This is a genomic window from Paenibacillus macerans, from assembly GCF_050565405.1.
In the GTDB taxonomy this organism is placed as follows: Bacteria; Bacillota; Bacilli; order Paenibacillales; family Paenibacillaceae; genus Fontibacillus; species Fontibacillus macerans_B.
The window spans coordinates 39,036-53,469 of sequence record NZ_JBNYYG010000037.1 but is presented as its reverse complement, the minus strand read 5'-3'; the positions used below and the strand labels follow the sequence as shown (position 1 = coordinate 53,469).

14 protein-coding genes and 1 other RNA gene are annotated in these 14,434 nt (G+C 52.7%); 2 read left to right on the top strand and 13 right to left on the bottom strand.

Going from position 1 to position 14,434, the window contains the following annotated elements:
- Positions 1-272: hypothetical protein (locus tag ACQ4N8_RS19330; RefSeq protein WP_430705985.1), on the top strand; the 272-nt coding region annotated here is incomplete at its 5' end.
- Here the strand turns inward: ACQ4N8_RS19330 and ACQ4N8_RS19325 are convergent.
- The 6 genes from ACQ4N8_RS19325 to ffs all read right to left on the bottom strand — a co-directional run bounded on the left by ACQ4N8_RS19325 (position 258) and on the right by ffs (position 4,162).
- A complete protein-coding gene (locus ACQ4N8_RS19325; protein WP_430705984.1) occupies positions 258-521 on the bottom strand; it encodes a pro-sigmaK processing inhibitor BofA family protein in 264 nt (87 codons plus the stop codon). The genes ACQ4N8_RS19330 and ACQ4N8_RS19325 overlap by 15 nt on opposite strands.
- 22 nt (positions 522-543) lie before the next feature.
- The gene (locus ACQ4N8_RS19320) at positions 544-771 is read right to left on the bottom strand and encodes a DUF2508 domain-containing protein (RefSeq protein ID WP_430705988.1); all 228 of its coding nucleotides are present in this window, start codon (positions 769-771) and stop codon (positions 544-546) included.
- A gap of 215 nt (positions 772-986) precedes the next feature.
- Positions 987-1,586, bottom strand: coding sequence for a recombination mediator RecR (recR, locus tag ACQ4N8_RS19315; RefSeq protein ID WP_430705983.1), 600 nt, complete (start codon positions 1,584-1,586; stop codon positions 987-989).
- Positions 1,587-1,613: 27 nt separating this feature from the next.
- Positions 1,614-1,925 carry a YbaB/EbfC family nucleoid-associated protein gene (locus tag ACQ4N8_RS19310; protein WP_430705982.1) on the bottom strand — a complete coding sequence of 104 codons (312 nt, stop codon included), beginning with the start codon at positions 1,923-1,925 and terminating at the stop codon, positions 1,614-1,616.
- A 96-nt stretch (positions 1,926-2,021) separates the two neighbouring features.
- Entirely contained in the window at positions 2,022-3,770 is a 1,749-nt protein-coding gene (gene dnaX, locus ACQ4N8_RS19305) for a DNA polymerase III subunit gamma/tau (RefSeq protein WP_430705981.1), read from the bottom strand.
- Between the two features lie 125 nt (positions 3,771-3,895).
- Positions 3,896-4,162: signal recognition particle sRNA large type (gene ffs / locus ACQ4N8_RS19300), an RNA gene on the bottom strand.
- Positions 4,163-4,338: 176 nt separating this feature from the next.
- Here ffs and ACQ4N8_RS19295 point away from each other — a divergent pair.
- Positions 4,339-5,595: a stalk domain-containing protein gene (locus tag ACQ4N8_RS19295; RefSeq protein WP_430705980.1), complete on the top strand. Its 1,257-nt coding sequence runs from the start codon at positions 4,339-4,341 to the stop codon at positions 5,593-5,595.
- A gap of 465 nt (positions 5,596-6,060) precedes the next feature.
- Here the strand turns inward: ACQ4N8_RS19295 and rpmE are convergent, their stop codons facing one another.
- The 7 genes from rpmE to ACQ4N8_RS19260 form a co-directional block, all read right to left on the bottom strand.
- The gene (gene rpmE / locus ACQ4N8_RS19290) at positions 6,061-6,258 is read right to left on the bottom strand and encodes a 50S ribosomal protein L31 (protein WP_430705979.1); all 198 of its coding nucleotides are present in this window, start codon (positions 6,256-6,258) and stop codon (positions 6,061-6,063) included.
- Positions 6,259-6,359: 101 nt separating this feature from the next.
- Entirely contained in the window at positions 6,360-7,628 is a 1,269-nt protein-coding gene (locus ACQ4N8_RS19285; protein ID WP_430705978.1) for a radical SAM protein, read from the bottom strand.
- A 29-nt stretch (positions 7,629-7,657) separates the two neighbouring features.
- Positions 7,658-9,025 carry a transcription termination factor Rho gene (rho, locus tag ACQ4N8_RS19280; RefSeq protein WP_430705977.1) on the bottom strand — a complete coding sequence of 456 codons (1,368 nt, stop codon included), beginning with the start codon at positions 9,023-9,025 and terminating at the stop codon, positions 7,658-7,660.
- Between the two features lie 112 nt (positions 9,026-9,137).
- Positions 9,138-10,391: a UDP-N-acetylglucosamine 1-carboxyvinyltransferase gene (locus ACQ4N8_RS19275; RefSeq protein ID WP_430705976.1), complete on the bottom strand. Its 1,254-nt coding sequence runs from the start codon at positions 10,389-10,391 to the stop codon at positions 9,138-9,140.
- A 465-nt stretch (positions 10,392-10,856) separates the two neighbouring features.
- Entirely contained in the window at positions 10,857-11,711 is an 855-nt protein-coding gene (locus ACQ4N8_RS19270) for a class II fructose-bisphosphate aldolase (RefSeq protein WP_430705975.1), read from the bottom strand.
- Positions 11,712-12,176: 465 nt separating this feature from the next.
- Positions 12,177-12,554, bottom strand: a complete 378-nt coding sequence (locus ACQ4N8_RS19265; RefSeq protein WP_430705974.1) for a response regulator — start codon at positions 12,552-12,554, stop codon at positions 12,177-12,179.
- Positions 12,555-12,722: 168 nt separating this feature from the next.
- Entirely contained in the window at positions 12,723-14,324 is a 1,602-nt protein-coding gene (locus ACQ4N8_RS19260) for a CTP synthase (protein WP_430705973.1), read from the bottom strand.
- Positions 14,325-14,434: the final 110 nt, after the last annotated feature.

Sequence of the window (14,434 nt, the reverse complement as noted above, 5' to 3'; positions counted from 1 at the left end):
GGTGTTTGACTTGCTCATTTAGAAAAACTGACGAGAATTTCTTCTCATTTTTATACTCACTCGTTGTTCAGTTTTCAAAGATCAAACTATCGTTTTTCGTCGCCGCATTCGTTTCAGCAGCGACCCTTATAATATATCACGCTTTCTGCCTAATAGTCAAACCTTTTTTTAATCCATCTTTTGGAAACCCTGGTTTGGCTTGTCCCGGCGGAGAAGCGACTTATAATGTACCACAGAAAACAAATCGCAGTCAACCGTCAGATCATGGTTAATTTCAAGCCCACCAGCAAAGCGACTCCCGGCAATCCAAACACAAGAACCGTGCTCATGGTGACCGGATTCAAAGGGATATACACCTCTGTCAACAAGCCCGAAAAGTTGATTACGTACAGGCCCAGTGCCGCCAAAACCACATGCAATCCCAAACGCGTCAGCCAGACAAACCCCAATTTACGCGAAAACAAAATGTACAGGAGCAGCGCCAGCGACACTACGAGAACGCCTGTCAATACAAGCTTCATCTACGTTTCCTCCCTTCATGGCTTATGAACTTTCTCCGAAAAACGATCCATGCCGAAACGCATCCCAATTTACTCTGGCCTGCTTGGCCGCCTTCAAATGAATCTGGTACCGTCTTTCCGCGGCTTCCAGCGTATAAATCGCAACATCTACCTCGTCTTGACCCACCGCCTCTTGAAAGGCGATGTAAGCTCGCTCCCAATCGCGGAGCGCCTTGACGACCTCTCCGTACAACTCTCTCTTGTACTCCATTGCATCGTCCCTCCGAAGCATGTCCGCGCGGTCGACATTCCACATTTTCCACATCTTCATGCTAAGCTCGCCTCCCCATCCGGTTTATTTCATTTTTATCGGGGAACGGACAAACTTAGAACCGCAATGCCGCCGAAAATAAAAAAAGAACTTCAAACCCTTATCATTCGCTAAGGATTCAAAGTTCTTGGTACGCAGCCATTGGCTAAACCATATTAATGAAGCTCGCGCCGACCTTCCAACGCCTTGGATAACGTAACTTCGTCCGCGTATTCCAGGTCGCCGCCGACCGGCAGCCCGTGAGCAATCCGGGTAACGCGAATTTCAAAGGGCCTAACGAGCCGGGAAATATACATGGCGGTCGCCTCCCCCTCAATGTTCGGGTTGGTCGCCAAAATCAGCTCTTTCACGCGTTCATCGCTCAAACGATTCAGCAGTTCCTTGAGCCGGATATCATCCGGGCCCAAGCCTTCCATCGGCGAAATAGCCCCCTGCAGCACATGGTAATAACCGTCGAATTCCTTCGTCCGCTCCATGGCCACCAAATCCTTGGATTCCTGCACCACGCAAATCACGGACGCATCGCGGGTCTTATCCTGACAAATCCGGCAGGGGTCCGTATCCGTAATATTGCAGCAGATAGAGCAGTAATGAAGGTTGCGCTTCACGCTGACCAAAGCTTTGGCAAAGTCGATGACATCGTCTTCCTTCATGCGCAGTACGTGAAAAGCCAGCCTCGCCGCCGTCTTCGGCCCGATGCCGGGCAAGTGGGTAAATGCATCGATCAGCTTCGCGATCGGTTCGGGATAATACAATGGGGCCTTCTCCTTCAGTTAATAAAATTAGAACAGGCCGGGAATTTTCATTCCGCCCGTAAATTTACCCATGTCTTGGTTGGCGAGTTCTTCCGCTTTAGTCAAAGCATCGTTGACCGCCGTCAAAATCAAATCCTGCAGCATTTCCACATCGTCCGGGTCGACCGCTTCCGGTTTAATGTTGAGGGCCAGCACCTTTTTGTGCCCGTTGACCTCCGCCGTGACGACTCCGCCGCCAGCGCTTCCCTCTACGGTTTTGCTGCCTAGCTCCTCCTGGGCTTTGAGCATCTGCTCCTGCATTTTTTTGACTTGCTTCATCATTTGGTTCATATTGTTCACGTCATTCACATCTCCTTCAAAATGGTCTACATGATTATGTCATAGAATACTGAAACACGAAACAAATTAACCACGGCCCGCGCCTGCCCGGAAATGCTATTCCTTGATAACGACCAGGTCGTCCCCGAAAATATTCAGCGCTTCATCGACCCAGGGCTCTTTGCTTCCCCCGCCGTCTTCCGGAAGCGGCTCCAGCTCAAACGGTTCGTTCGGTTGCTCCGCAGCTCCCTGGATCGCATCCGTCCAATCCTTCAGCATCATCGTTACCAATCGGTAAGGTTGGCCAAGCTGACGTTCCAGCACGCTTTCGATCACCTGTTTATTCGCAGCCTTCTCCGTCGTTTCGCGATGGATGTCATTCTTAAAGGCGACTAGGACGGCATCCTCCGTAACCGATACGGGTTCCCCATTCATAAACCAGGCGTGGATCGTAACCTTCTCCTCTTTGACCGCCTGCAAAACCTGATTCCATTTATTCTGGATCTCGGTAAAAGCCGGGCTGTTCCGGGCAGCTAGATAGTGATCCATGCCGGCCGGGATTTTTGCCTTCGACGCGACGCGGGGCGCGGAGTTCCGCGAAGCACGATGATTCGCTGCCCCCGCTGCGGCCCCTCCGGCTGCAGCCAGGCCGCCGCCCTGCAGCGCCCGCTCCAGCTTCGCCTCAAGCTCGGAAAGCTGTCGTCTCAGCTGATTCACCTCCGACGCATCGGCCGCTGCGCCCGTACTGCGGTCTTGAGCCGGTTGCTCAGGGGCGGCCTCGCCGTTAATCGTACAGATTTTCAGCAAGGCCACCTCAAACAGCGTTTGCGGCTGAAGCGCGTATTTCATCTCGGTCTGGTAGTGGTTTAGCGTATCGATGATGCGGAACAATTGCTGTTTCGAGAAGGCCTGGGCGATTTCTCCGAAATCCTGGGGATCCAGCACGCGCTCCGTTAACTTGTCCGCCTTCGGTACCATCTTCACCATTAGCAAATCACGGAAATAGTAGAGCAGATTCTCCATGCATTTATCCGCGCTTTTGCCTTCCTGCATGAAACCTTCGATCATTTGCAGCATCCCGCCGACATCGCCGGCCAGCAGCGTCCGGGCCAGCTCCGCGAATTGCCTGGAGGCGATCCCGCCCGTCATGTCCAGCACCTGCTGATAAGAAACCTGCCCGCCCGAGAAAGAGGCGATCTGATCCAAAATACTAAGCGCGTCGCGCATCCCCCCGTCGGACAGACGGGCGATATACTCGATGGCCTCTTTCTCGGCCGTGATGCCTTCCTGCTCGCAAATGACCCGCAGCCGTTCGCTTTGCTCCTCCAGGGAAACCCGGCGGAAATCGAAGCGTTGACACCGCGAAATCACGGTAGCCGGCAACCGGTGCGGTTCGGTGGTCGCCAGGATGAACATGACGTGAGGAGGAGGCTCCTCCAATGTTTTGAGCAACGCATTAAATGCTTCCGTTGTCAGCATATGGACTTCATCGATAATATAAACCTTCTGCCGAACTTCCGTAGGGGCATATTTGACTTTATCGCGCAAATCGCGAATTTCTTCAACCCCCCGATTGGAAGCGGCGTCAATCTCAAGCACATCCATTACGGCGCCCGCAGTGATCCTCCGGCACGCGTCGCATTCGTTGCAAGGTTCCGCCGCAGGTCCTCGTTCGCAGTTCACGGCTTTGGCCAAAATTTTTGCAGCACTGGTTTTCCCGGTTCCCCGCGGTCCGCTGAACAGATAGGCATGCGACAAGCGATCTTCGCGGATCGCATTCTGCAGCGTGCGGATAATATGCTGCTGCCCCACCATGTCTTGGAACGACTGCGGCCGCCAAGCACGGTACAGCGCAATATGCTCCATAATGCGGCACCTCTTTCTTTCCTAAACGACGTATGTCGTTTCCTTATTATACTATAGCCATTTGGTCTATGTACAAAAAAAACACCCCTGTCCGCAGACAAAGATGTATCTTTGCGATCTATTCACCGTGCACCTGTTATCGATCGTTGCGATCCGAGCGGCACCTTTACGGCATGACTCGGGACAGGCTGCCCTCCGGCACAGGAGTAATACTGCTTATGGCTGCTTCCTTCCGGACCTGACCAGGTTCGCAGGCACTCCTTGCGGAGGACCCGTCCGTCAACGTCTGCCGTAAAGACCGGCCTCACATCGACAAGACCTCTAACAGGACTTCAACCTCGCTACAGCGGATTGCGAGTTACAGGGCACCGCTACCTCCCCATCTAGCACGGTGAGACTAAGTATATCTCATGCCCGTCCAAATTGCAACCGGAGGGAAGAAGTTAGCTGGAGTGCCACATTTATGACTCGATCGTCATTGATTTATGCGTCTCCTTATAAATGCAGCTCTAGTTATATTTTGATATATTAATAGAATAGATGTCATAGTTTGAGAGAGGAGAAACAAATGAAAAAAATCGCAAAACTCTTGCTGACCGCCGCCTTGTTGGCCGGAGGTCTAGCCGGGATGCAGCCGTCACAGGCCCATGCGGCATCGCCGGTACAGATCATGCTGGACGGATACCCGCTTGCCTTTTCCGGCGAACCGATGATCGTGAACGGTACGACGCTGGTTCCGTTCCGCTCGATATCCGAAGCGCTGGGCATTCAAGTCACCTGGAACCAGGCGGCCAAAACCATCACCGCGGTCAAAGGCGCAGGGGCTGAAGCAACCCATGTCCAATTAACGTTAAATAGCAAATCGGCGAAGGTGAACAACGCCTCCGTCTCTCTGGCGGTTGCGCCCCGGTCTGTTGCCGGGAATACGCTGATTCCGCTTAGTTTCTTCAGCCAGCAGTTCGGAGCACAGGTAAATTGGGATCAGGCATCGCGGACGGTGTCCATCGCCTCTCCGCAGGAACGATTATATACGCTAGGCTTCTATGCCATTTCCTCCTTCTCTGAGGTCTCGGCGATTCCCGGCCTGGATGCCGTTGCCTTCGGCTGGAGCCGAATTGATGAAAACGGGCAATTCACGCAAAGCGGCGACGTGTTCAGAATGCCGCAGCCGTCCGGCGACACGACGGCGGAAAGCTTGATCTCCGACGCTACCGGCGCCCGGACCCTGCCGTATCTGATGGTGTATTCCAGCGACACCAAGGGAGAGCTGACCAAGATCATCGAGGATCCCGCTTTGCGCCAGCAAGCGATCAACGATATGGTAAGCGCGGCGACGGAAAAAGCTTTTCAAGGCGTGATGCTCGATTTCGAGGGGCTGGGGTTAACGACGGATAAGACGGCCACCCGGCAGGCTTTTGCCTCGTTCGTCAAAGAGCTGTCCAAACAAACCAAATCGGCCGGATTAAAGCTGGCCCTTGCGCTCCATCCGCTGAATTCGTCGTACCAAGGTTATGATTATAAGGCTCTGGGCACGGTTGCCGACGAACTGGTGATTATGGCCTACGATTACTTGCCCGGGGACAACAGCGGCAAACCTCAGCCGGCCGACAAAGTCGACGAAGCCATTCGGCTTGCCCTTAAGGAGACCGGCAAAACCAAGTTGCTGCTGGGGTTGAACTTGGACAGCGAAGACCAGAACTCCGTCAAGACGTTGACCGGTCTCGCCAAACGCTACGATTTGAAAGGCATTGCCCTGTGGCGGCTGGGCCTGATCAAAAGCGAGGAATGGACCAGCCTCAAACAAAGCGTGGAGTTTAAGAAATAAGGATCTGTAAAAGTCTAAAGCAGGCAGGTTGGTTGGAGGGCAGATCGGGTTGCCCCACCGTTCCGACCTGTTTTTTTTGCCTCCATAAATCTTCGGGAGATGCAAAAGTGCAGTTCATTTCAACCAAAACCGGGATATTGGCCGATTCAAATGCAAATGCCTTTTACATCCCATCGAGCAAAAAAGCCGATTTTAGCCAATACAACCGCAACGGCCACCACACATTACGCAAAAATAGCTGCTCCCCATGCCCGCGTCCTCGCTCCAAGCGCCCTTTCCGTTCGCCGGAACGAAGTTTCCTATGCGAATCGAACCAAAGCTTATGCTCCTCATCAAAGTCCATGTTCAAGTCCCCCAACATACGCAAACTTGAAATCCTTTCCCGTTCCACTTTGCCGAAAAAAGAAAAAAACGCCTTTGCCCATCGAATGATGGCCAAAGACGTTTTTCGTCATGTCGTTTAGATTAGATGCCGTATTTCTTTTTGAATTTATCCACACGTCCACCAGCATCCAGGAATTTCTGTTTCCCTGTGAAAAATGGATGGCAGTTGGAGCAAATTTCAACGCGCAGGTCTTGTTTTACGGAACCTGTTTCAAAGGTATTGCCGCAAGCGCAAGTTACCGTAGTCACGTGATATTTCGGTTGAACTGCTTCTTTCATCACTTTCACCTCTTTCCGCCCTGAGCCTCAATCGTGCACAGAGTTATAATGACACATAAACGCATTATAGCACGGCCCAACCCCAAGCGCAATTGCCTGTTTTATCCGCGAATTTTAACGCGGGCCAGCTCCGCCGGAGGAACATGCGTATACGAGCCGATCACGACATCGGGCAGCTCCTCCTGGAAAATCTCGATCGCCTGCTTCATGCCGAGGATATCGCTCTGCGCTTTCGGTATCAGTTCCAGATAGCTCTCGGGATCGATGTTGAGGTTGCGCAGCTGAATCAGCTTCAGTTTGCTGCGCCGAGCGAATTCGACCATTGCCTCGACCTCTTCCTCGCGGTCGGTTACGCCCGGGAAAATCAAGTAGTTGATCGAAGTATATACGCCCTTCTCGGCGGCATACCGCAATGATTTCTCTACATTCGCCAGCGTATAGCCGCGCGGCCTGTAGTAGGCATTATAATGATCGTCCAAGGCGCTGATCGTGCTCACCCGCATCAAATCCAGGCCAGCGTCGACAATGCCGCGAATATGGTCGGTCAGGCCGGCATTGGTATTGATGTTGATGTAACCCATATCGGTCTGACGCCGCACTTCGCGGATCGATTCAATGATCAGCTTGGCCTGCGTGGACGGTTCGCCTTCGCAGCCTTGGCCGAAGCTGATGATCGACTCCGGCGTCTTGAGGTGCTCCAGCATCACTTCCACGAGTTCCTCCACGCGCGGGCGGAAATTCATCCGCGTCTGCGGGGACACGAAGCCGCTGTCGTCCGGCTGCTCGGAGATGCAGCCAAAGCAACCCGCATTGCAGGAATAGGAGACGGGGACCGCCCCTTCCCAGCGATTGAGAAACGTATTGGAAGCCGTCAGGCACTCATAACCCAACGCGCAGTTCGATAAATGCTCGTAAAGCCGATTTTCCGGATAACGGGCCTGGAACGCCTTCACTTGACTTTTCAACTCAAGAGGATCGCAATTCAGCGGGTTCCACTTCTCGGGATCGTCCGACAACCGGGCCGTCACATAAAATTGCCCATCCTTCCAGACTACCGCCGAATAACCGAACAGAGGCAGCTTGTAGTCCTTGTCGGTTTTCACATACCCCGGCAGACAAAGACGGGTGTAGCCTTGCGGAAGCAGAGCCCCTACCGCCTGCACATTGCCGGGGAGCGGCTTCATTTCGCCGGAAGCGGGATCCATGCCGATCGGCCGGGTCGAAGGCAAACCAACCAAGGTAGCCCCATCCGGAAGCGGAATCAGCTCATCCTCCATAATTTCCACGATCATATCCGCGCTGCGGGCCAAGCCGTACAGCGACGGATGATCGTAGACCTGTCCTTGTTCATCTGCATACACTAAGTACATGTCGTTCTCCTCTTTAACGCCATTCCTGATTAAACCCGGGTTCCGTTCGTAGTTCCGGCATTCGTCGACGTGGAACCGCCCGTGCGCGGTGCGGAAGAGCCTGTGCGAACCGGTCTTCGAGCCCCTCCGTTCCCTCCGCCCGAAGGCGTGTTGCCCGACGTATCGAAGGAAGCCAGGAATTCGGCGTTGGTTTTGCAATCGCGCAGCTTCTTCAGGAAGCCTTCCACAAAATCGTAGGAATCGTTCATATTTTTACGGATCGCCCAGATGGTATCCAGTTCATCCTTGCTGAGCAGCACTTCTTCGCGGCGCGTACCGGAACGGCGAATATCGATCGCCGGGAAGATCCGGCGTTCCGCCAGCTTCCGGTCCAAATGAAGCTCCATATTTCCGGTACCTTTAAATTCTTCATAAATGATATCATCCATACGCGACCCCGTATCCACCAGCGCCGTGGCGAGAATCGTCAAGCTGCCGCCTTCCTCCACGTTCCGGGCCGAACCGAAGAAGCGTTTCGGGCGATGGAAAGCCGCAGGATCGATCCCCCCGCTCAACGTCCGTCCCGAAGGCGGAACGACAAGGTTGTACGCCCGGGCCAACCGAGTAATGCTGTCCAGCAAAATGACAACATCCTTCTTATGCTCGACCAGACGCAAAGCACGCTGCAGCACAAGCTCCGCCACCTTGATATGATTCTCCGGAAGCTCGTCGAAGGTTGATGCGATCACCTCGCCTTTGACGGATCGCTGCATATCGGTTACTTCCTCGGGGCGCTCGTCGATCAACAATACGAATAACTCGATTTCGGGATTATTGGTGGAAATGCTGTTGGCGATTTCCTTGAGCAGCAGCGTCTTCCCTGCTTTGGGCGGCGCCACGATCAAACCGCGCTGTCCGAGGCCAACCGGGGCGAGCAAATCCATAATGCGGGTGGATAAGTGATTTGGGGATGTTTCAAGCGCCAGTTTGGTTTGCGGATAAAGTGGAGTAAGTGCCGGGAAATGCAAGCGCTCCGCCGCAATGGCAGGATTCTCTCCGTTGACGGCATTGACTTGAAGGAGGCCGAAATACCTTTCATTTTCCTTCGGAGTTCTACACTTCCCGGAGACGAGATCTCCCGTCCGCAGATCAAACTTGCGGATTTGCGATGCGGAAATATATATATCTTCCGTGCTGGGCAAATAATTGATCGGTCTCAGGAATCCGTACCCTTCCGGCAATATTTCGAGCACGCCTTCCATAAACATCAATCCGCTTTGTTCGGCCTGGGCCCTTAAAATAGCAAAAATCAATTCTTTCTTCTTCAACTGGCCGTAATAAGGAATTTGATATTGCTTCGCCAGCTTGTACAGCTCGGTCAGCTTCATCCCTTCCAAATCGGCGATTTGCAGATCCATAATAAAATAACCACCTATTCAATTTTTTTGGAATCTATGAAGTACAGCATAATGATAGACTTATTGACATAGTATTTCCTATCCCTGGCAACTTATGCGCCAAAACGAAAAGTTATTCCGCCTGACGCCAAACATCGGCACCCAAAGCACGCAGATTCGGGACCAAATGGTCGTAACCCCGGTCAATCAGTTCCACTCCCGATACCTCGGTAATTCCCTCGGAAACGGTCAATCCGGCAACCACCAAAGCGGCTCCCGCACGCAGATCCGCCGCTTTGACCTTGGCTGCGTTCAGCATTCCGCCCTCGATAATGGCCGAGCGCCCCTCGACGCGAATTTTCGCTCCCATCCGTACCAGCTCCGGCACATGCTTAAACCGATTGCTATATACAAAATCGCTTAACACGCTTACCCCGTCGGCTTGAGTCAGCAAGCTGGTCATCGGCGATTGAATGTCCGTCGGAAAACCGGGGTAGACTAAAGCCTTGACATCGACATGATCGTATTTAGACCGTCCGATCACCCGAATGCTTTCGTCCAGCTCTTCGACGTGCGCCCCCATTTCCAGCAGTTTGGCGGTCAAGGCCTCCAAATGCTTGGGAATTACGCCGTCAATCAGTACATCGCCCCGCGTAGCGGCAGCCGCAATCATATAAGTACCCGCTTGAATCCGGTCGGGAATAATGGAATGTCGGCAGCCTTTCAGTTCGGTGACGCCTTCAATCCGAATGGTTTCCGTTCCGGCGCCTTTAATTACCGCTCCCATGGAGTTTAGCAATGTAGCCACATCTATAATTTCAGGCTCTTTGGCCGCATTTTCAATAATCGTGGCGCCTTTGGCCCTTGTAGCCGCCAGCATGATATTAATCGTTGCCCCGACGCTGCTGACGTCGAGATAAATCTTGGCTCCGTGCAGCTCTTTGGCATGCAAATGAATGGCTCCGTGATCATTCGTCACGGTAGCGCCCAACGCCTCAAATCCTTTGATATGTTGATCGATCGGACGAGGCTCGAAATTACAACCTCCCGGCAAGCCGATGGTAGCTTCTTTGAATCGCCCAAGCATGGCGCCCATCATATAATAGGAAGCCCGCAGCTTCTTGACCGGGCCGTTGGGCATCGGTATCGACCTTATATTGGAAGGATCGATCCGCATCTCACTGCCATCCCACAATACGCGTGCACCCAACTCCTCCAAAATCTCCGAATACACCGCCACGTCGCTTAGAATCGGCAGGTTATCGAGTACCACTTCAGATTCCGCCAAAATCGCAGCAGGAATCAATGCAATAGCACTGTTTTTTGCGCCGCTGATCGAGACGCTGCCACGCAGCGGTCGTCCGCCACGGATCATTAATTTCTCCATAAGTCCAGGATCCCCCTACGTATTTGCGTCGGTACACAAGCTAAGGCTCTTAAAGCGCGTGTTCAAAAAAGTCGGTTTTTCAGCACTGAGAAGGTTGGATGAAGCTAGGGGCTAAAGTAGCGGAGCTAAACGTTTTCGGAGAAAACGGCTTCGGAAGCATAGGCTTAGCAAACCTACGTGAGCAACTGAAATGTTTCCGCAGGAAACATGCTTCGGAAACATACGCTAGACCCGGCTGAATTCAAGATTCGATGTCGAACCGCTTCGTGACCTGCTTCGTGATCTAACGACGACTTTTTGAACTGCCTCTTAAAGCGGTGAAAATGGAAAGACACCGTCTAAGCGGTGTACTCTCCAAGTCACCTTATTCAGCTGGACAGGATAGATAGATACAAGCCTGTCCTGTGTTTGCGTTCGCGCCGCAACCGCTCTCCCGCGTCTTGCGGCGCAACCCTGCAATAGCCCTTAGGCTTTGTTGTTCGAACCAAATTCACGGATTTTGCCGACAACGGTCGCTTTGATCGCGTCGCGGCCCGGAACGATGTATTTGCGCGGATCATAGGCATCCGGTTTAGCGGCAAGCACTTCGCGAACGGCTTTGGTGAACTCGATTTGATTTTCCGTGTTGACGTTGATTTTGGAAGTCCCCAGCGAAATCGCTTTGGTAATGTCATGCGTAGGAATGCCTGTCCCGCCATGAAGAACGAGCGGAAGCTTAACGGCATCGCGGATTTCTTCCATTTCTTTGAAGCCGAGGTTAGGTTCGCCATGGTAAGGGCCATGCACGGAGCCAAGCGCCGGAGCCAAAGTATCGATGCCTGTTTCTTTCACGATGCGAACGCACTCGTTCAGGTCGGCATATTTGATGCCGCCGATCACGTCGTCTTCCTGTCCGCCGACGGTACCTACTTCGGCTTCAACGGAAACGCCTTTGGCATGAGCGTATTCAACCACTTTTTTGGTCATTTCGATGTTCTCGTCGATCGGATGATGGGAACCGTCAATCATAACGGACGTAAACCCGGCGTCGATCGCTTCTTTACATTTATCAAAGCTCGAACCATGGTCGAGATGAATCGCAACAGGTACAGTGATTTTCATGTCATGCAGCAAGCCTTCCACCATTTTAACAACGGTGAAGAAACCGCTCATATGGCGGGCAGCACCCTCGGATACGCCAAGAATGACCGGAGATTTCTCTTCTTCGGCTGCGGCAAGAATGGCTTGAGTCCATTCCAGGTTGTTGATGTTGTATTGGCCCACGGCATATTTACCGGCAAGGGCTTTGTTCAACATGTCTGTCATCGATACTAATGGCATTGGTTTCAATCCTCCTAAGGATATGGGATTTATCTTATTTAGCCGACATTCACACACTTTCTTATTATACCACAACCTGTCAAAATTACTATTCAACCTTTCCCTGCGGTTTGTGAACGGCATGTGTGCATTTTCAGCAAAAATGCCCCACGAACACCGTAAAAAAGACCCCCTTTAGGAGATGGAGTGAAGTTCACGCCATTCACCTAAGGGAGGTCTTCCTCGTAGCCGAAAAATGCCATTTAAGAGGTAGTTCAAAAAGTCGTCTTTTGATCACGAAGTGAATCAAGAAGTAACTCGGCATCGAATCTTGAATTCAGCCGGGCCTAAGCGTATGCTTCCGAAGCATGTTTCCTACGGAAACATTTCAGGTGCTCACGTACCCAAAACGTACGCTCCGCTCCTCAGTCCCTAGCTTCATCCAACCTTCTCGGTGCTCAAATGCCGACTTTTTGAACACGCACTTTAAAGACGCGCGCCGCCTTTGAGCTGCATGTTGACAGCCACGCGCATCTCATCAATGTCAAAGGGTTTGGTAAAGTGCATCAGGGCCCCAAGGTCGGTAGCTTCCTTGATCATATCCAGCTCACCGTAAGCCGTCATCATAATAACCTTGATGTCCGGATTCACCTCTTTGATATGCTTAAGGATCTCGAGTCCGTCCATTCCCGGGATTTTCATATCGAGAAGCACCAAATCCGGCGAATCGCTGCGGACGATTTCCAAAGCCATTTTGCCGTTGGCGGCCTGAAACGTTTTATACCCTTCGCTGCTGAACACTTCCATCAATAAAATACGGATACCGTTCTGATCGTCGACAATTAACACTTTCTTCTCTTCCACCGACAAACCCTCCTACAAGTCCACCCTGTAATCCTGGTAATACTTAATACTTCGCCTCCAATTTGTAAATCCCTTCTCTACTGGAAAAAAGAGACTTGGAAAAATCGAACGACGCAGCGATTGACAGGTCGGAAATCCCTCGCATGGATCATCGCGGATGAAATTGCGTTAGGACAAATGCGCGATCGAAGCCTTCACGAACTCGCGGAACAACGGCTGCGGACGATTTGGTCGCGAGGTGAATTCCGGATGGAACTGCACCGCCAGGAACCAAGGATGATCCGGCAGTTCGATGATTTCAACCAGCCGTCCGTCCGGGGACGTGCCGGAAATGCGCAGGCCTACGCGCTCCAGCGTTTCCCGATAAGCATTGTTGAATTCGTACCGATGGCGGTGGCGTTCGTACACCAGCTCATCGTCATAGCATTGCATCGCTAGGGAGCCCGGCGTAAGCTTGCACGGGTACAACCCCAGGCGCATCGTACCGCCCAAATCCTCGATGTCCTTCTGTTCCGGAAGGAGGTCGATGACCGGGTATTCGGTCGACGGGTTGATTTCCGAACTGTTGGCGCCCTGAAGACCCGCCAGGGAACGGGCATATTCAATGACCGCCACCTGCATGCCCAAGCAAATGCCGAAGAACGGAATGCGGTTCTCGCGGGCATAACGGATCGTCGAAATTTTCCCTTCGATGCCCCGGTCGCCAAAGCCACCCGGCACGAGAATCCCTCCGACCCCTTGCAGATACTTGGCCACGTTCTCGTCGGTCACCTCTTCGGCATTCACCCAGCGGATCTTCACGTCCGCATTGGCGTCAAACCCGGCGTGGGACAGCGATTCGACCACGCTCAAATAAGCGTCGTGCAGGGCAACGTATTTGCCGACGATGGCGATCTCCACCGTCTTCTCCAGCTTGTTGATCCGCCCCACGAGATTTTCCCACTCGCGCATATCCGGCGCCGGGGTCGTCAGCTTGAGATGATTGACGACGATTTCGTCCAGGCCCTCGTCGCGAAGGTTCAGCGGCACCTCATACAACGTATCCGCATCGCGGCACTCCACCACGGCGCTCGGATCGATATCGCAGAACAAGGCGATCTTCGCCTTCATGTCATCCGACAGCTCATGCTCCGTCCGGCATACGATGACGTTCGGTTGAATCCCGATGCTGCGAAGCTCCTTGACGCTGTGTTGGGTCGGCTTCGTCTTGACTTCGCCGGCCGCTTTAATATAAGGAATGAGCGTAACATGGATATACATGACGTTTTCGCGTCCGATATCGCTTTTGATTTGGCGAATCGCTTCCAGGAACGGCAAGCTTTCGATATCGCCGACGGTTCCGCCGATTTCCGTGATGACGACGTCCGAGCCCGCCTCGCGTCCGGCGCGGAACACGCGCTCTTTGATTTCGTTCGTAATGTGGGGAATGACTTGAACCGTACCGCCCAAATATTCGCCGCGGCGTTCTTTGCCAATGACGGAAGAGTAAATTTTCCCGGTCGTCACATTGCTGTTCTTCGAAAGATTGATATCGATAAAACGTTCATAATGGCCCAGATCCAGGTCGGTCTCGGCGCCATCGTCCGTCACGAACACTTCACCATGCTGATACGGGCTCATGGTGCCCGGGTCGACATTGATATAGGGATCGAATTTCTGGATTGTTACCTTCAAGCCTCTGTTCTTAAGCAGCCTGCCAAGCGATGCCGCCGTAATGCCTTTCCCCAGGGAGGATACGACCCCGCCTGTCACGAAAATGTACTTTGCCACAGCCAAAAACCTCCTAAGTAGTACGTGTTCGAAAAAATAAATCGGATTCCAGAAATTCAGGCAACTTAGATCTTTAGCGTAACCTATTATCCGGTAAAACATAGCCGAAA